The 16,869-nt window shown below is 74.8% G+C and carries 14 protein-coding genes; 6 read left to right on the top strand and 8 right to left on the bottom strand.

Translation table 11 applies throughout. The features are described from left to right. Window positions 1–2: 2 nt before the first annotated feature. The 5 genes from ACTMS0_RS22810 to ACTMS0_RS22790 all read right to left on the bottom strand — a co-directional run bounded on the left by ACTMS0_RS22810 (window position 3) and on the right by ACTMS0_RS22790 (window position 4,968). Complete coding sequence (locus tag ACTMS0_RS22810) at window positions 3–1,775, bottom strand: acyclic terpene utilization AtuA family protein (protein ID WP_441157289.1); 1,773 nt, start codon at window positions 1,773–1,775, stop codon at window positions 3–5. Then, complete coding sequence (locus ACTMS0_RS22805; RefSeq protein WP_441157288.1) at window positions 1,772–2,584, bottom strand: TIGR03084 family metal-binding protein; 813 nt, start codon at window positions 2,582–2,584, stop codon at window positions 1,772–1,774. The genes ACTMS0_RS22810 and ACTMS0_RS22805 overlap by 4 nt, the downstream gene beginning before the upstream one ends. Before the next feature lie 129 nt (window positions 2,585–2,713). Beyond that, a complete protein-coding gene (locus tag ACTMS0_RS22800; RefSeq protein ID WP_441157287.1) occupies window positions 2,714–3,316 on the bottom strand; it encodes a TetR/AcrR family transcriptional regulator in 603 nt (200 codons plus the stop codon). A 101-nt stretch (window positions 3,317–3,417) separates the two neighbouring features. Further along, window positions 3,418–4,173: a metallophosphoesterase family protein gene (locus ACTMS0_RS22795; RefSeq protein ID WP_441157286.1), complete on the bottom strand. Its 756-nt coding sequence runs from the start codon at window positions 4,171–4,173 to the stop codon at window positions 3,418–3,420. A gap of 117 nt (window positions 4,174–4,290) precedes the next feature. Then, window positions 4,291–4,968: a Crp/Fnr family transcriptional regulator gene (locus ACTMS0_RS22790; RefSeq protein WP_088981720.1), complete on the bottom strand. Its 678-nt coding sequence runs from the start codon at window positions 4,966–4,968 to the stop codon at window positions 4,291–4,293. Window positions 4,969–5,185: 217 nt separating this feature from the next. Here ACTMS0_RS22790 and ACTMS0_RS22785 point away from each other — a divergent pair, with 217 nt between their 5' ends. The 6 genes from ACTMS0_RS22785 (at window position 5,186) to ACTMS0_RS22760 (ending at window position 10,551) form a co-directional block, all read left to right on the top strand. Further along, window positions 5,186–5,878, top strand: a complete 693-nt coding sequence (locus ACTMS0_RS22785; protein WP_441157285.1) for an adenosylcobinamide amidohydrolase — start codon at window positions 5,186–5,188, stop codon at window positions 5,876–5,878. Between the two features lie 56 nt (window positions 5,879–5,934). Continuing rightward, entirely contained in the window at window positions 5,935–7,098 is a 1,164-nt protein-coding gene (locus ACTMS0_RS22780; protein ID WP_441157284.1) for a CapA family protein, read from the top strand. Between the two features lie 63 nt (window positions 7,099–7,161). Continuing rightward, on the top strand, window positions 7,162–7,941 hold the full coding sequence (gene nth, locus ACTMS0_RS22775; RefSeq protein WP_441157283.1) for an endonuclease III: 780 nt from the start codon (window positions 7,162–7,164) through the stop codon (window positions 7,939–7,941). Next, entirely contained in the window at window positions 7,938–8,555 is a 618-nt protein-coding gene (locus ACTMS0_RS22770; RefSeq protein WP_441157282.1) for a TlpA family protein disulfide reductase, read from the top strand. The genes nth and ACTMS0_RS22770 overlap by 4 nt, the downstream gene beginning before the upstream one ends. Before the next feature lie 61 nt (window positions 8,556–8,616). Further along, entirely contained in the window at window positions 8,617–9,309 is a 693-nt protein-coding gene (locus ACTMS0_RS22765; RefSeq protein ID WP_441157281.1) for an NUDIX hydrolase, read from the top strand. 63 nt (window positions 9,310–9,372) lie between these two features. Further along, window positions 9,373–10,551, top strand: a complete 1,179-nt coding sequence (locus tag ACTMS0_RS22760) for a MarP family serine protease (protein ID WP_441157280.1) — start codon at window positions 9,373–9,375, stop codon at window positions 10,549–10,551. 23 nt (window positions 10,552–10,574) lie between these two features. On the opposite strand, the gene ACTMS0_RS22755 is transcribed toward ACTMS0_RS22760, so the two are convergent. From ACTMS0_RS22755 to eccCa, 3 genes are all read right to left on the bottom strand, one after another. Continuing rightward, on the bottom strand, window positions 10,575–11,327 hold the full coding sequence (locus tag ACTMS0_RS22755) for a phosphatase PAP2 family protein (RefSeq protein ID WP_441157279.1): 753 nt from the start codon (window positions 11,325–11,327) through the stop codon (window positions 10,575–10,577). Between the two features lie 59 nt (window positions 11,328–11,386). Beyond that, entirely contained in the window at window positions 11,387–12,769 is a 1,383-nt protein-coding gene (mycP, locus tag ACTMS0_RS22750; RefSeq protein WP_441157278.1) for a type VII secretion-associated serine protease mycosin, read from the bottom strand. Window positions 12,770–12,843: 74 nt separating this feature from the next. Continuing rightward, window positions 12,844–16,800 carry a type VII secretion protein EccCa gene (gene eccCa / locus ACTMS0_RS22745; protein WP_441157277.1) on the bottom strand — a complete coding sequence of 1,319 codons (3,957 nt, stop codon included), beginning with the start codon at window positions 16,798–16,800 and terminating at the stop codon, window positions 12,844–12,846. Window positions 16,801–16,869: the final 69 nt, after the last annotated feature.

The raw sequence follows: 16,869 nt of genomic DNA, 5'->3' as shown, positions 1-16,869 counted from the left end.
GGTCACCTCCCGGCCTGCTCGGCGGTCGTGGCCGGTCCGGCGGTCCCGGCCGGCTCGGCGGTCGTGGCCGGTGCGGCCGCCGACGTGGCGGGCTGCGGGCCCGACGGCAGGTCGGCCGGGAGGTCGACCACGCGGGAGCGGAGCAGCTCGCCCAGCGCCTTGGCCTGCGGGTCGAAGCGGGTGGAGGCGGCCACCCCCTGCCCGAGCAGTCCCCGGATCACGAAGTTGACCGCCCGCAGGTTCGGCAGCTCGTACCGCTCGACGGTCAGCGGGGCGGTCTCCGGCAGCAGCTCGGCGAGGCGCGCGACGGTCAGCCAGTCGCGCAGCCACGCCCAGGTGGCGTCGGTACGCGCCCAGACACCCAGGTTGGCGTCGCCGCCCTTGTCACCCGAGCGGGCCCCCACCAGCTCACCGAGCGGGCCGCGCCGGGTGGGGTGCAAGGAAGGGCCCCTTGTTAACGCCTGGCGTTGTATAAGGGTCCCTTCCAAACCGGTAACCAGCGGCGGGGGGATCGGCACCCGAGTGCCGTCGGGTAGCACCGCGACGTGGGCCACCGCGTCCTGCGGGACCGTGTCGGCGGTGAAGACCCCGTACGGCGTCGCGTCGCCGGGCAGCGTGGTCAGCGTGCAGCCCGGGTACGAGGCCAGGGCCAGCTCCACCGCGGCCGCCGAGAAGGCCCGCCCGGCCCGTGCCTTGTCACCGTCCCGCAGGTGTACGTGCAGCAGCGCGCTCGCCGCCTCGGTGTCGCCCGCATCCGGGTGGTCGGTGCGGGCGAGGACGAACTCCAGCCCCTCCTTGCCGACCGCCTCCTCGATCTGGCCCCGGACCAGGGCGGCCTTGGCGGGGATGTCCAGCCCGCAGAGCACGAACGTCATCGAGTTGCGGAAGCCGCCGAGGTTGTTGACGCCGACCTTGAGCGTGTCCGGGGGTGGTGTGCCGCGAACGCCGGAGACGCGTACCCGGTCGGTCCCCTCCTGGGTCAGGGTCACCGTGTCCAGGCGGGTCACCACGTCCGGCCCCAGGTACGCCGGCCCGCCCACCTCGTACAGCAGTTGGGCGGTGACGGTCTCGACGGTGACCGCGCCCCCGATGCCGGGGTGCTTGGTGATGACCGACGAACCGTCCGGGTGCAGCTCGGCGACGGGGAAGCCGGGCCGGTGCCCGCCGTCGGGCAGCTCGGTGAAGAAGCTGAAGTTCCCGCCGGTCACCTGCGCGCCGCATTCGAGGAGGTGCCCGGCGACGGTCGCGCCGGCGAGCGCGTCCAGGTCGCCCCGCCCCCAGCCGAACCGCGCAACGGCCGGACCGACCACCAGGGACGCGTCGGTGACCCGCCCGGTGACCACGACGTCCGCCCCGCCGTCGAGGGCGGCGGCGATGCCGAACGCCCCGAGGTACGCGTTCGCGGTCAGCGCGTCCGGTCGCTGGAGGGCGTCGCCCTCGACGTACCCGACCTTGACGTCGAGCCCGAGCCGCTCGGCGAGTGACCGGACGGCGGCGGCCAGACCGGCGGGGTTCAGCCCGCCGGCGTTGGTGACGATCCGGACGTCCCGGTCCAGCGCCGTGCCGAGCGTGCCCTCCAACTGGCGGAGGAAGGTCTTCGCGTAGCCGAGGTCGGGGTCGCGCATCCGGTCCCGACCGAGGATGAGCATGGTCAGCTCGGCCAGGTAGTCACCGGTGAGCACGTCCAGCTCGCCGCCGTCGAGCATCTCCCGCCACGCCGAGAATCGGTCGCCGTAGAAGCCGGAGGCGTTGCCGATGCGTAGCACGTCGGTCACGCCGGCACCCCCGTGCCGGCCGATGCGCCGCCGGACAGCGGCTCGCGGCCGGCGCCGGGCGGGCCGGCGAAGGCCTGCGCCACGTCGAGCCACGCGTCGGCCACCGGCCCGGTCGCCGTGAGGGCGAGGTCGGTGCGGTGCCGGCGCTGGGTGACCAGCAGGCAGAAGTCCAGCGCCGGCCCGGTGACCCGGTCGGCCGCGTCCTCCGGGCCGTACGACCAGGTCGCGCCGTCGGGCGCCGCCAGCTCGACCCGCACCGGCACCGTCGGCACCTCCCGGCCGTGGGCGGCGAAGGAGTGCCGCAGCGTACGGAAGCCGAGGTACGCGACGTGCCGCAGTCGCGCCGTGGCGGGCCGGGTGACGCCGAGCGCGTCGGCGACGTCCTCGCCGTGCGCCCAGGTCTCCATGATGCGGGCGGTGACCATCGACGCGGGCGACATCCCGGTGCCGTACCAGGGCAGCTTCTCGCCGGGCGGTGCGGCCGCGAGCGCTGCGGCGAGCGCCGTCCGGCCGGCCCGCCAGCGGGGCAGCAGCTCGTCCGGCGCCGCGAGGAACTCCTCCGCACCGGCGTCGACCAGCCGGGCCGGGTCCGGTGCGGTGGTCACCGAGGCGAAGAACGCGTCGGCGTCCGTCGCGGCGAGCAGGGCGACGTGATCCGTCCAGGCCAGGTGCGCGATCTGGTGGCCGATCGTCCAGCCCGGCGCGGGGGTGGGGCGGGCCCAGTCGGCGGCGGACAGCGGGGCGACGAGGGAGTCCAGGTGCTCTGACTCGGCGGCCAGATCCGTGAGCAGGTCCGAGAGGTCGACCATGGTGCCCTCCGGGGGGTGCGGCGGTGGTCGGTGCGGCGGTGGGGCGGGTCCGTGCGTCGGGTTGCGTCGCGTCGGCTGGCGGGGTGGCCGTGCCGTGCGCTGCGGTGGTGGGGTGGTCGGTGGATGCGGTCAGGGGGTGAGCAGGTGGGTGAGCTGTCGTTTCCAGGTGGCGAGCAGCGCGGTCCGGCGGGCGGAGTCGTCGTTGAGCAGGTTCGCCACGCCCAGGCCGCGGAGCAGGTCGAGGGTGGCCTGCACCGCCTCCCGGACGCCGGGGCGGCGCTCGTCGACGTCGAGCAGCGCGACGGTCAGGCGGTGCATCTCCCGGCCGACCTTGGCTTCCAGCGGCACCAGCGCCTCGCGCAGCTCACGATCGGTGCGGGCGGCGACCCACAGCTCCAGGGCAGCGACGAAGAGCGGCCCGGTGAAGGCGACGGCGAGCAGGTCGACCACCCGGTCGAGTCGCTGCGGGCCGGCCGGCAGGGCCTCCGCCTCGACGCGCAGCTCCTCCGCCCGCCGCTCCGCGAGGTGCGCGACCGCGGCGGTGACCAGGGCGGCCTTGGTCGGGTAGTGATGCAGCTGGGCGCCTCGGGAGACGCCGGCCCGGGTCGCCACGACGGTCGTGGTGGTGCCGGACCAGCCGTGCTCGACCAGGCACTCCACGGTCGCCTCCAGCAACCGGGCCTGGGTCGCGCGGCTGCGTTCCTGCTGAGGGACGCGGGTCGATGTGGGCACAGGGACAGCCTGCCGCCGCCGAAACAAACAGTCAAGCCTGACTTTTTTCGGTTAACACTGGTAGGTCGGAAGGTTGCGGCCCCTTCCGGGGACTTGCAGGTCTACCGGGGAGGGCGGCGGCCGTCGCGCGGGGCGAAGACGGTCAGGGCCTCGGTGTCGCTGTGCCGGGAGCGCACGTACTCGTCGGCGAAGGCGGCGGCGTCGGGGTAGGCGGAGTCGGCGGCGACGCGGGCACAGGCGGCGTCCACGTCGAACAGGGTGCGCCGGAGCTGCACGCCCGGACCGAGCAGGGCCCAGAAGGCACCGGGACCGCCGTACGGCATGCCGACACTGCCCGGATTGACGACGAGCCGGCGGTCGACCAGCCGGGTGAACGGCATGTGGGTGTGCCCGCAGACCACCGTGCCGACCTCGGCCGGCACCCCGGCGAACACCTCCGCCCAGCGCTCCAGCCGGGAGTCGACCAGGACGACCTCCTCGTCGTCCCGGGGAGTGGCGTGGCAGAAGAGCACCGGGCCGAGCCCGGCGATCTCCAGGGTGACGGTCAGCGGCAGCGCCGCCAGGCGGGCCACCTGGTCGTCCCGGAGCTGGCTGGCCGCCCAGTTGGAGACGTCGATCGGTGACGGCCGGCCGGCCCGGGCCTCGACCAGTTCGCGGTCGGCGTTGCCGCGTACCCAGCACACCCGGTCACCGAGCCCGGCGAGCCGGTCGAGCACCTCGACCGGCTGCGGACCGGCGGCGATGTCGCCGGTGAGCACGATCAGGTCGGCGCCAGCCACGTCCGGCTCGGCCAGGACGGCGTCCAGCGCCGGCAGCACACCGTGGATGTCGGAGAGAACGGCAACCCGGTCAAGCATCACCCCACCGTGCCCGACGCCCGGTCACGACGTCGAGCCCGTTCTGCTCCCGGCAGACCCCCACGTGCGCGAACGGCCCGGACCGACTGGTCCGGGCCGTTCTCGGGTGAACTTGAATCAGACGCGGGCGCGGCGGGCCAGGCGCTCCGGGTCGAGGATGATGATGCTCTTGCCGTCCAGGCGCAGCCAGCCGCGCGAGGCGAAGTCGGCGAGCGCCTTGTTGACCGTCTCGCGGGAGGCGCCGACGAGCTGGGCGATCTCCTCCTGGGTCAGGTCGTGGGTCACCCGCAGCACGCCGCCGTCGCGGGTGCCGAACCGGCCGGCCATCTGGAGCAGGTTCTTCGCGACCCGGCCGGGGACGTCGGTGAAGATCAGGTCGGCCAGCGAGTCGTTCGTCCGGCGCAGGCGGCGGGCGAGCACCCGCAGCAACTGCTCGGCGATCTCCGGCCGGTTGTTGAGCCAGGGGCGCAGCGCCTGCTTGCGCAGCCGCACCAGGCGGGTGTCGGTCACCGCGGTGGCGGTGGCCGTCCGCGGGCCGGGGTCGAAGAGCGACAGCTCGCCGACCATGTCCGACGGTCCCATGACCGCGATCAGATTCTGCCGGCCGTCCGCCGCCCGGCGGCCGACCTTGATCTTGCCGGACAGCAGGATGTACAGACTGTCGCCGGGCTCGCCCTCGTTGAAGACGACCTCGCCCTTGCGGACCTCGAGCGTCTCCATCTCCTTGGCGAGCGCCTCGGCAGCCTCCGGGTCGACGCCCTGGAAGATCCCGCTGCGGGCCAGTACCTCGTCCATCGCGCACCTCCGCCTGCGCGTGCCGTCCGTCGGCCGGGTCCGCCGTCCGCTTCTCCCTCGCGCGTCGCCAGTCTAGGCGCACGTGAGCGGTTATCCGAGGCGCACCCCTGGAATCTTGATCGTTGGACGTAACGTGCCCGTCGTGATCACCCGCTAGGATCCCGCGCCCGCCCGGGTGGCCCGCGTCGGGTCGCGGCGCAGGTCGTAGGGTCGCCACGTGCTGAACGAGCCGTCGCTGACCACCCGTCGCGAGGACGGGCGGGACGTCCCGCTGCTGGTCTGGCGGGTCGACCGTCCGCTACTCAGCGTAAGCTCCGCGCCGCTCGGCGGTGGCCTGGGCGTACGGGAATGGGTCGTGAACGCCACCGTGCCCATGTCGTACGACCGGGAGGACCCGGCCGACCACCTCGCCGAGCTGGCCGACCAGCTCGGCCTCGACGGGCCCGGGGTGGGCCTGCTGACCGGCGTGGACGTCGCGGAGGTGGTGGCCCGGGCCGACACCGGCGTGCGGGTCTGGGCGACGGTCGGGCTCGGCATGCCGGTCTGGGCGGCGGCGGCCGCGCCGCCGGAGGTCGAATCGACAGCGAGCGAGCCGGCAGTGCTCGCCCAGCGGGTCGGGACGGTCAACATCGTGGCGTACGTGCCGGCCCGGCTCGGGCACGCCGCCCTGGTCAACGCGGTGGCGACGGCCACCGAGGCGAAGGCGCAGGCGCTCGCGGAGCTGGGCGTTCCCGGCACCGGCACCCCCACCGACGCGGTCACGATCCTCTGCCCGGTCGACGGGCCGGAGGCGGCGTACGGCGGCCCCCGCTCCACCTGGGGGGCGCCCCTGGCCCGGGCGGTGCACGCCGCCGTCACCGCCGGCGGCGCCGGCACCGTGGTGCCCTGGTCAGACCGCGTCACGGGCTGAACATCTGCCCGATCGGGTCATGGCGGCGCGTCCACCGCCCGGTAGGGTCGCGAGCGATGTACGCTGCCGCCCCCCTGAACCGCCGTCCGCGCCGCCGCCTCCTGCCGGTGGTCGGCGCGCTGCTCGCCGCCCTGCTCGCGGCGGGCTGCGGCGAGGCCGACCCGGAGGGCGGCGCCGCCTGGCAACCCGGTTCCGGAGATGGCGCCACCGGCACCCCGGTCGCCTCCGGCGAGGCGCCGCAGCCGGCCGAGTCGGCCATCTCTCTCTCCGCCACCGGCGACATCATCATGGCCAACGCGCCGAACCGGCTGCCGGCGAACAACGGCAAGGGCTTCTTCGACGACGTCGAGAAGGCGCTCGCCGCCGACCTGGTGATGGGCAACCTGGAGGAGCCGCTCACCGGCGACACCGGCACCGGCAAGTGCGGGGCGAACTCCACCAGCTGCTACCAGTTCCGGGCCCCGCCGGAGTACGCGGCGTACCTGCGCGACGCCGGGTTCGAGCTGCTCAACCAGGCCAACAACCACGGGTACGACTACGGGTCGAAGGGCTACGAGAACACCCAGGCCGCGCTCGAGAAGCACAAGCTCGCGCACACCGGCGCGCCCGACCAGATCGCGGTGGTCGACGTGAAGGGCGTCAAGGTGGCGGTCGCGGGCTTCTCCTCGTACCCGTGGTCCAACCCGCTGACCGACATCCCGGCGGCGAAGAAGGTCGTCACCAAGGCGGCCGGGATGGCGGACCTGGTGGTCGTGCAGGTGCACATGGGCGCCGAGGGGGCCGACAAGACGCGGGTGAAGCCGGGCACCGAGATGTACCTCGGCGAGAACCGGGGCGATCCCGTGCGGTTCTCGAAGGCGATGATCGACGCCGGGGCGGACCTCATCGTCGGGCACGGCCCGCACGTCCTGCGCGGCATGGAGTTCTACAAGGGCCGGCTGATCGCGTACAGCCTGGGGAACTTCGCCGGCGGCGGCAACTCGCTCAACAACAGCGGCCGGCTGGGCTGGGGCGGGGTGCTGAAGGTCTCGCTCAAGCCGGACGGCACCTGGGCCGGCGGATCGTTCGCCGCGACGTACATGAACTCGGCGGGTCTCCCGAGGATGGACCCGGACGAGCGCGGTCTGGGCCTGGTGCGGGAGCTCAGCCGGAAGGACTTCCCGGGGACCGGGGCGGTCCTCGACGGCTCGGGGAAGATCAGCGCGCCCGCGGAGGGCTGACCCGGGCGCGGCCGCAGGGCGTGGCCCGGCAGTCTGTCGGGCCGGCGACGTAGGCTTTCCCGCGTGACGACCAGCTTCACCGAGACCGACCTCGGGCGGACGCGCCGCGCCCGGCGGATCGGGCGGGTGCTGACCGAGACCCACCCCGACGCGCACTGTGAGCTCAACCACTCCAACGCGCTGGAGCTGGCCGTCGCGACGATCCTCTCCGCGCAGTGCACGGACAAGAAGGTCAACGAGGTCACCCCGAAGCTGTTCGCCCGCTACCCGCGCGCGGCCGACTACGCCGGCGCCGACCGGGCGGAGCTGGAGGAGCTGATCCGGCCCACCGGCTTCTACCGCAACAAGACCGACTCCCTGATCAAGCTGGGTCAGGCGCTGCTCGAGCGGTACGACGGCCGGGTGCCGGGCAAGCTGGCCGACCTGGTGACCCTGCCCGGGATCGGCCGCAAGACGGCCAACGTCATCCTCGGCAACGCGTTCGGTGTGCCGGGGATCACCGTCGACACGCACTTCCAGCGGCTGGTGCAGCGATGGCGGCTGACCACCGAGACCGACCCGGTCAAGATCGAGCACGCGGTCGGCGCGCTGTTCCCGAAGCGGGACTGGACCATGCTGTCGCACCGCGTGATCTTTCACGGGCGGCGGGTCTGCCACGCGCGGAAGCCCGCCTGCGGGGCGTGCACCCTCGCCAAGCTCTGCCCGTCGTACGGCACCGGCCCGACCGATCCGGCGGCGGCCGCGAAACTGCTCAAGGGGCCTCGCGCCCGGGACCTGGCGGCGGCCGCCGGGGTGGACCCGGAGCTGGTTCCCGTCCAGGCCGTCGCCGCGGAGGCGCCGTGAGGACGCGGCTCGCCGCCCTGCTGGTCCCCGTGCTGCTGGTGCTCGCCGGCTGCACCGCCACCGGTGAGGACGCCGCCCGCACGCGTGACGGTGCGGCGCAGAGCCGGCCGTCCCCGTTCGAGGACTGCTCCGGCCTGACCACCGCGCCGGCGCCGTCCGGCACCGCGAGCTCCGTCCCGGCCGACGGGGGTACGCCGCTGCCGGAGCTCACGCTGACCTGCTTCACCGGTGGCGCGCCGGTGGCGTTGCGGGACGTCCGAGGGCCCGCCGTGATCAACCTCTGGGCCTCCTGGTGCGCGCCCTGCCGGAAGGAACTGCCCGCGTTCCAACGCCTCAGCGAGCGGACCGACGGACGGTTGACGGTGCTCGGGGTGAACACGCGGGACACGCGCGGCGGCGCGCAGTCCATCGGCGAGGACTTCGGGGTCCGCTTCCCGACCCTGGTCGACCAGGGTGAGGCGCTGCAACGGGCGCTGGGCCGCAACGCGATCCCGCTGACCGTCCTCGTCGACGGCGACGGCCGGATCCGGCACGTCGACACCAGCGGGGCGCTCGACGACGCCCGCCTCGCCGACCTGGTCCGCCAACACCTGGGCGTGGCGGTGGCGGCGTGAACGCATCACGGTCGGGGTGCGGTGCGGCGCCCGCCGCACCGGCGCGTGAGGCGGTGCCGGAGTGACCCGTCAGCCACCGCCCTGGCTCGACCCGCTGCTGACGCGGCTCGGCAGCGCGCGCACCGAGGACTTCACCCGGCTCGCCACCCCTGAGCGCGGCGGGCGGGAGAGCGCCGTGCTGGTGCTGCTCGGCGAGGCCGCCGGCGCCGGCCCGGACGTGCTGATCCTCCAGCGGGCCGCCACCCTGCGCAACCACGCCGGCCAGCCGGCCTTCCCGGGCGGCGCGGCCGATCCGGAGGACGCGGACGCGTCGGCGACGGCACTCCGCGAGGCCAACGAGGAGGTCGGCCTCGACCCGACCAGCGTCACCGTGCTCGCCGAGCTGCCGAAGCTCTGGATCCCGGTGAGCGACTTCCTGGTGACGCCGGTGCTCGCCTGGTGGCACGCCCCGCACCCGGTGCACTCCCGGGAACCGGCCGAGGTCGCCCACGTGGCCCGGCTCCCGGTCGCCGAGCTGGTGGACCCGGAGAACCGGATGCGGGTACGCCACCCGAGCGGCTGGATCGGCCCGGCCTTCTCGGTGCGCGGCATGCTGGTCTGGGGCTTCACCGCCGGCGTGCTCTCGACGCTGCTGGAGATGGGCGGCTGGGCCCGGCCGTGGCAGCCGGGACGCGTGGTGGACCTCCCGCCGATCGGGGCCAGCCCGGCGCCGTCGGCCGGCACCGACGAGGTGGACGAGACCGCCCTACGCTGACTCCACGGTCACCTTCCGCTAGCGATGGTCATCCCGCGGGCCGAGTGCCCGTACGCTTGACGCGTGTCCGCCGTGGATCTCGTACTGCTGCTGCTCATGCTCGTGTTCGCGATCAGCGGATATCGTCAGGGCTTCGTCATCGGGGTGCTGTCGTTCTCCGGCTTCTTCCTGGGTGCACTGGTCGGGCTCCAGATCGGGCCGTTGCTCGCACAGCAGTTCGTCGACAGCGGCACCCGGGTGCTGATCTCCCTGGTCGCGGTGTTCGGGCTGGCGGTGGTGGGTCAGGCCCTCGCCGGCTGGCTCGGTTCCCACCTGCGCCGCACGATCACCAGCGACGTCGGGCGGCAGGCCGACGACATCGGCGGGGCGTTCGTCTCGCTGTTCGCCGTCCTCCTCGTCGCCTGGCTGGTCGCGGTGCCGCTGGGCTCGTCGTCGCTGCCCTGGCTGGCCGCCTCGATCCGCAACAGCGCGCTGCTCACGGTCGTGGACCGGGTCCTGCCCGACCGGGCACAGGAACTCTCCACCGCGCTGCGGGACACGGTCGACACCAACGGCTTCCCCGACGTCTTCGGCGACCTGGCGCCGACCCGCGCCCGGCAGGTCGCCCCGCCCGACCCGGCGCTCGCCGGTTCCCAGGTGGTGGCCAACAGCCAGCGGTCGGTGGTCAAGATCCTCGGCTCCGCGCCGAGCTGCTCCCGCCGGATCGAGGGCTCCGGTTTCGTGTACGCCGACGACCGGGTGATGACCAACGCGCACGTGGTGGCGGGCACCCGCTCCACCGTCGTGGAGCTCAACGGCGACCGGTACGACGCCCGGGTGGTCGTGTACGACCCGGACCGGGACCTGGCCGTGCTGTACGCCCCCGGGCTGCCCGGCCCGTCCATGCGCTTCGCCGCCGGCAACGCGGGCAGCGGTGCGGACGCGATCGTGCTGGGCTTCCCGCTCGACGGCCCGTACAACGCCCAGTCCGCCCGGATCCGGGACGTCGACGACATCACCGGTCCGGACATCTACTCCGCCGGGAACGTGACCCGGGAGATCTACACGATCCGGGCACTGGTGCAGAGCGGCAACTCGGGCGGGCCGCTGGTCTCCTCGAACGGCCTGGTGCTCGGGGTGATCTTCGCGGCGGCGGCCGACGACCCGAACACCGGCTTCGCGGTGACCGCGGCCGAGGCCCGCCCGGTCGCCCTGGCCGGCGCCGAGCGCACCCGTGGCGTCGGCACCGGCGAGTGCACCTGAGGCGTAGCCCCCGGGTCGCCCGGTCAGCGTGCCGGCGGCTCCGGAGCGGCGGCCGGCGGGACCGCCCGCCAGACGGTGAAGGCGGCGGCGGTGGCGGTCACCACGGCGGCGCCCAGCAGCCAGCCGGCCACCACGTCGCTGGCCCAGTGCACCCCCAGCGCCACCCGGCTGAACCCGGTCACCCCGGCGAGCACCAGCGCGCCGGCGCACACCGCGTACCGCCCGCCGGGGCGGCCCGCCGCCGGCAGGAAGACCACCAGCAGCACCCCGGCGGCCAGCGCGGCGTTCAGGGCGTGCCCGGACGGGAACGCCAGCCCGACCGCCTGCGCCAACGGTTCCGGAAGGTCCGGCCGCGGCCGCCCGACGAGCAGCTTGAGCAGCGGGCCCAGCACCCCGCCGACCGTCATGGTGGTGGCGACCCAGAGCGCCAACTGCCGGGCGCCGATCCGCAGCAGCCAGAGCACCAGCACCAGCGCGCCCACCCGCAGCGGCATCGGGCCGAAGACGTCCGTCCAGACGCTCATCGTCCCGGCCCAGGCAGGATGGTCGAGGCCGTAGCCGACGAGCGCCTCGGTCACCGCCCCGTCCAGCCGGCGCAGCGGTGCCCAGGACGACAGCACCAGCAGGGCGAGCAGCGTGAACGGCACCAGCACCAGGAACGCGGCCGTCAGGGCGAGGGTCAGTCGCAGGCCCCGGGCGTGGTCGGGGTGCAGCCGCCGCTCACGCCACGACAAGCGCGACGGCGGGTGGAGGGTACGGGGACCGAGCGAGGTCATGACGTCCGTTCTACCCGGAAAGTGACCCGGCAGACCGGTGCGGGCAGATCCGTGGACGGTCAGCGACCCCACTGGCGGAGCCGGCGCACCATCAGCGCCGTCCCGGTGAGCAGCGCGACGGCGATCGCCAGCCCGGTCCAGAGTCGCTCCGGCGTGGAGTCGTGGTGGGAGCCGGCCGGTTGGGCCGACCACCGGGTCTGCTGCCGGGGCGCGTCGAAGCCCATCTGGTCGCCGCCCGCCGCCGCGTCGGCCGTCCCGGGTGCCGGACCGAAGCCGACCACGCCGGGCGACGACTGGTCGTCCAGCGGGTTGCGCCCGACCGACGGCACGTCGGCGGTCAGCGCGGCGACCGGATCGACCAGCCCGTACCCGAAACGGTCGTCCCGCCCGGTCGGCCCGATGTCGCGGGCGGTGGCCAGCAGCCGGTTGACCACGTCACCGGCGGACATCTGCGGATAGCGGGCCCGGACCAGCGCGGCGGTGGCCGCCACCAGGGGCGCGGCGAAGCTGGTGCCCTGCACCCGCCAGTAGCCGCCCGGAGAACGGGCGCCGACCAGGCCGGTGGCGGGCGCGGTGAGCACCGTCTGGCGGCCGGTGATCGCTCCGGACCAGAGGTTCTCGCTGTCCTCCTCCAGCCCGGACACCGCGAGCACGCCCGGCTCGCGGGCCGGGTACCACACCTTGCTGTTCGTCGACGTCGCCACGTTGCCGGTGCAGGCGACGACCACCACGTCCCGGGCGAAGGCGTAGTCCAGCGCGGCGGCCAGGGCCGGGCTCTCGCTGCTGCCGCCGAGCGACAGGTTGATCACCCGGGCGCCGTTGTCGACGGCCCAGCGCACACCCTTGGCGACGACCATGGCGTCGTCGTAGCGGTTCTTGGCGTCGAGAACCCGCACCGGCAGGATCCGCGCCCCGGGTGCCAGGCCCACCACGCCTCGGCTGTCGTCGTTGCGGCCGGCGATGAGACCGGCCACGGTGGTGCCGTGGCCCACCGGGTCCGGGCCGCCGGTGCCCTGCGGGCCGACCAGGTCGAGGCCCGGCAGGACCTGACCGGCCAGGTCCGGGTGCGAAGCGTCCACTCCGGAGTCGATCACCGCCACGATCACGCCGGATCCGGTGGAGGTGCGCCAGGCGGTGCTGGCCCGCAACGCGTCGATCTGCCACTGCTCGTCGCGGACCTGGTCGGGGCGCCCCTTCGCGTCCGGGGTGCGGCCGACCGGCGGGGCGGTGAGCGGGCCGGCGGCGGCACCGGCCGCTGTCGAGCGTCCGGTGACCTGCGCGACCGGGGCGGCGACCTGCTCCGCGGCGGCCGGGCCGGGGGCGGCGACCGCCGGTGCGGCCGGCAGGACGACGGACACGGCAGCGGCCGCCACACCGAGCAACGCCCGGCGGGCAGCCCGTCGGGCGGCACCGCTCCGCACCCTGGTCACATCCTCGGCCATTCACCTCGACGCAAACACGACGATGGGAGATTACCGGTTCCCACCCGCCCTCAGGGGCGTTCCGGGGACACCGGTCACGGCGGCGGCAGATGGGCGAGCTGGACCAGGCGTACGCCCTCGCGCCGGGTGACCAGCCGCCCGCGACCCGGGGGCAGCGGTCCGGGCCGCACCGGACCGACGAGCGCGCCCTCGTCCGGGCTGCCCGCCATCACCAACCCGGCCGTGGACAGCTCGCGCAGCCGTTGCGCCACCGGCTCGTACTGGGCCCGCCCGGCGCCGCCCGTCCGGCGGGCGAGCACCAGGTGCAGGCCGACGTCCCGCGCGTGCGGCAGGTGCTCCTCCAACGCCCGCAGCGGGTTCGCCGGGCCGCTGGCGACCAGGTCGTAGTCGTCGACCAGCACGAACAGCTCGGGACCGGACCACCAGGACCGCTCCCGCAACTGGGCCGGCGTGACCTCCGGCCCCGGCGCCCGGGCCTGGAGGTAGCCCGCGGCCGACTCCAGCAGCTCGGTGGTGTGGGCGGCGGCCGTGCCGTAGCCGATGACGTGCACCGCCTCGGTGAGGTCGAACAGGCTGCGCCGGTAGTCGACCAGGATCACCCGGGCCTGCTCCGGGGTGAAGCGGGTCATGATCGAGGTGGCCAGCGCGCGGAGGAACGAGGACTTGCCGCACTCCGCGTCGCCGAACACCACGAAGTGCGGGTCGGCCGCGAAATCCAGCACCACCGGGCGCAGGTCGGCCTCGGCGACACCGACGGGGATCCGCAGCCCGGTGGTCGCGGCGAGATCCAGGTCGGCGTACGGCAGCACCGGCGGCAGCAGCCGTACCGGTGGGGCGGCCGGCCCACGCCAGGCGGCGGCGACCCGCTTGACCAGGTCGGCGGTGTCCGCGCCCGCGGTGAGCTGCGGCAGGCCGGTGAGGAAGTGCAGACTCTCGGCGGTGATGCCCCGGCCCGGCGTCTTCTCCGGCACGTTCGCCGCCGCCCGGCGGGCCACCAGCGAGTCCGACGGGTCGCCCAGGCGCAGCTCCAGCCGGGAGCCGAACAGGTCCCGGATCACCGGCCGGAAGTCCAGCCAGCGCACGGCGGTCGCCACCACGTGCACCCCGTAGGACAGCCCGCGGGTGGCGAGGTCGGTGATCGACGGCTCCAGGTCGTCGTACTCGCCGCGCAGCGTGGCCCAGCCGTCCACCATGAGGAACACGTCGCCGAAGGGGTCGGCGGCCGGCTGGGCGGTGCCGGCCAGGGCGGCGCGTCGCTGCCGCCACGCGGCCATCGACTCCACCCCGAGGTCGGCGAAGCGGCGTTCCCGGTCGGCCAGCAGGGTGGTGACCTCGCCGACGGTGCGCCGGACGGCGGTCGGGTCGGCGCGGCCGGCCACCCCGCCGACGTGCGGCAGGTCCCGCAGCGCGGCCAGGCCCCCGCCGCCGAAGTCGAGGCAGTAGACCTGAACCTCGGCGGGCGTGTGGGTGAGCGCCAGCGCGGTGATCAGCGTGCGCAGCGCCGTCGACTTGCCGCTCTGCGGCCCGCCCACGACGGCGACGTGCCCGGCCGCCCCGTCGAGGGCGAGCCACAGCAGGTCGCGGCGCTGCTCGAAGGGCTTGTCGACGACGGCCACCGGAACCTGAAGCGCGCCGTGCAGCTCCGGGTTGCCGACGGTGAGGCCGCGTACCGGGTCGACAGCGGCCGGGCCGAGCAGCTCGTCCAGCGCCGGCGCCGGGCCGAGCGGAGAGAGCCAGACCTGGTGCGCCGGCGGGCCCTGCCCGGCCAGGCGGCCGACCAGCAGCTCCAGCAGGGTGGTGCCGCCCTCCTCCTCGGCTGCCGGCAGGGCGGGCGGGCCGACCGGCTCCGGGACCGGGACGAGGTGGGAGGTGAACGTCAGCACCCGGGCCGCCCCGGCCGCGTCGCCGCCCGGGGCCGCGCCGCGCCGGCGGACCGCCCCGGAGACGTACGCGGCCTTGAAGCGGACCAGCGGGTCGGTGCCGGAGCGCAGGTAGCCGTGCCCGGGGGAGCGCGGCAGCTCGTGCGCGTCGGGCACCCCGAGCACCGTCCGGGACTCCAGCGCCGAGAAGGTCCGCAACCCGATCCGGTACGACAGGTGCGTGTCCAGCCCGCGCAGCCGGCCCTCCTCCAGCCGCTGGGACGCGAGCAGCAGGTGCACACCGAGGGACCGGCCCAGCCGGCCGATCTGGACGAAGAGGTCGATGAAGTCGGGCTTCGCCGACAGCAGCTCGGAGAACTCGTCGCAGACCAGCAGCAGCGACGGCAGCGGAGCGAGCGGGGTGCCGGCGGCCCGGGCCCGCTCGTAGTCGCGCACGCTGGCGAAGTTGCCGGCGCGCCGCAGCAGCTCCTGCCGGCGGACCAGCTCGCCGTTGATCGCGTCGACCATGCGGTCCACCAGCGGGAGCGCGTCGGCCAGGTTGGTGATGACCGCCGCGGTGTGGGGCAGCCGGTCGAACGAGGCGAAGGTGGCGCCGCCCTTGAAGTCGACCAGCACGAAGTTGAGCTGCTCCGAGCTGTGCGTCGCGGCCAGCCCGAGCACCAGCGTACGGAGCAGCTCGGACTTGCCCGAGCCGGTGGCGCCGATGAGCAGGCCGTGCGGACCCATCCCGTCCTGCGCCGACTCCTTCAGGTCCAGCTCGACGGTGCCGCCGTCGGCGCCGACCCCGATCGGCACCCGCAGCCGGTCGCGCGGCGGGCGGGGCGCCCAGCCCTGCTCGGCGGTGAAGCTCTCCGCGTCGCCTAGGCCGAGCAGGTCGAGCAGGCCGAGGTCGCTGCCCGGCGCCGCGTCGCCGCCGTGCACCGCGGTGGCCAGCCGCATCGGCGCCAAGCGACGGGCCACCGCCTCGGCGTCGGCCAGGTCGAGCCGGTCGGCCGTGCCGACCTCGGCGTGCCCGTCGGCGGAGTGCGAGTGCAGCCGGCCCGACCGTAGTTCCAGCAGCAGGGCGTACCGGTCCAGCAGGCGCGGGGGCGGCGTGTCCAGGTCGATGACCGTGACCGCGTCGATGCCGCTCTCCCCGGTCAGGTCGGCCGCGCCGGTCAGGTCGCCCCCGTCGAGCACCACCACGACGTGGGGGCCGTCGGTGGCCGGCCCGGCCGGGCTGAACCGGGAGCGGCTGCCCAGCACCTCGTCGAGCAGCCCCTCAAGCTGGACCGCCGAGCTGGTGACCAGCCGGACCGGGCCGAGGGCGTCGGTGCGGGTGGGGTGGTGGGCGTGCGGCAGCCACTTGATCCACTCCCAGGCGGGCCGCCGCTCGGGCCCGGCGCACACCGCGATCAGCAGCTCGTCGGGGGCGTGGAAGACGGCGAGCTGGGTGAGCATCGCCCGGGCCAGCGCCTGGGCGGCGGCGGGCGACCCGCCGGGCCGGGCGGCGGTGTCGCGGACGTGGACCCGGGCGAAGCTGCGCAGCGAGAGAGCCACCGGCAGGTCTGGCACCACCGAGTACGCGTCCAGGAACCGGCGCAGCGCGCCGGCCGTCATCGGCTCCAGCTCCTCCAGCGGCCGGGTGACCGGGGGGACCAGCGGGGTGGCCAGGGTCTGCGGACCGACGGCGACGCGTACCACCGCGAAGTCGGGATCGGCGGGCCGCCGCTCCCAGACCCGGTGGCTGTCGACGGTCGACCAGAGCCGGCCGGGATCCGGGTGCCGGTAGTAGAGCCCGGCCCGCTGCCGTCCGGCGGTCTGCCGGACCCGCCGGCGCAGGCCGGTCAGGTGCCGCAGGTACTCCCGCCGGGCGGCCATCATCTCCGACTTCTTCGGGGTGCCGGAGGCGCTGCCCCAGGAGGTCACCAGCATCGCCAGCGACGACAGCCCGAACATCCCGCCGACGACGTACGAGTACGCCCCACCGCCGCGGCCGAACATCATCGCCATCGCCACGGTGCCGCCCAGCATCGGCAGCACCATGAGCAGCTGCTGCCAGCGCCCTCCGGTGACCGGGGGGATCTCCGGAGGTGCCTCCACCGGCAGTTCGCCGACCGGGATCTCCGGCGCTGGTCGTCGGGGTGGCCGCTTGATGACGACAGTGGACACTACACCTCCTGACAGCGCTCGGTAACCCGAGCCTGGCTCATCGTAGGTAAAGTCCTGTCGTCCGCGCAG

Source organism: Micromonospora sp. H33 (genome assembly GCF_052068455.1).
GTDB lineage: Bacteria > Actinomycetota > Actinomycetes > Mycobacteriales > Micromonosporaceae > Micromonospora.
This window is presented reverse-complemented; position numbering and strand designations above follow the sequence as displayed.

Excerpts from the sequence above, each read along its gene's own strand:
- ACTMS0_RS22795 (WP_441157286.1), bottom strand. The coding sequence starts at position 4,173 with ATGCTTGACCGGGTTGCCGTTCTCTCCGACATCCACGGTGTGCTGCCG.
- ACTMS0_RS22790 (WP_088981720.1), bottom strand. The coding sequence starts at position 4,968 with ATGGACGAGGTACTGGCCCGCAGCGGGATCTTCCAGGGCGTCGACCCG.
- ACTMS0_RS22805 (WP_441157288.1), bottom strand. The coding sequence starts at position 2,584 with ATGGTCGACCTCTCGGACCTGCTCACGGATCTGGCCGCCGAGTCAGAG.
- ACTMS0_RS22780 (WP_441157284.1), top strand. The coding sequence starts at position 5,935 with ATGTACGCTGCCGCCCCCCTGAACCGCCGTCCGCGCCGCCGCCTCCTG.
- mycP (WP_441157278.1), bottom strand. The coding sequence starts at position 12,769 with ATGGCCGAGGATGTGACCAGGGTGCGGAGCGGTGCCGCCCGACGGGCT.
- ACTMS0_RS22755 (WP_441157279.1), bottom strand. The coding sequence starts at position 11,327 with ATGACCTCGCTCGGTCCCCGTACCCTCCACCCGCCGTCGCGCTTGTCG.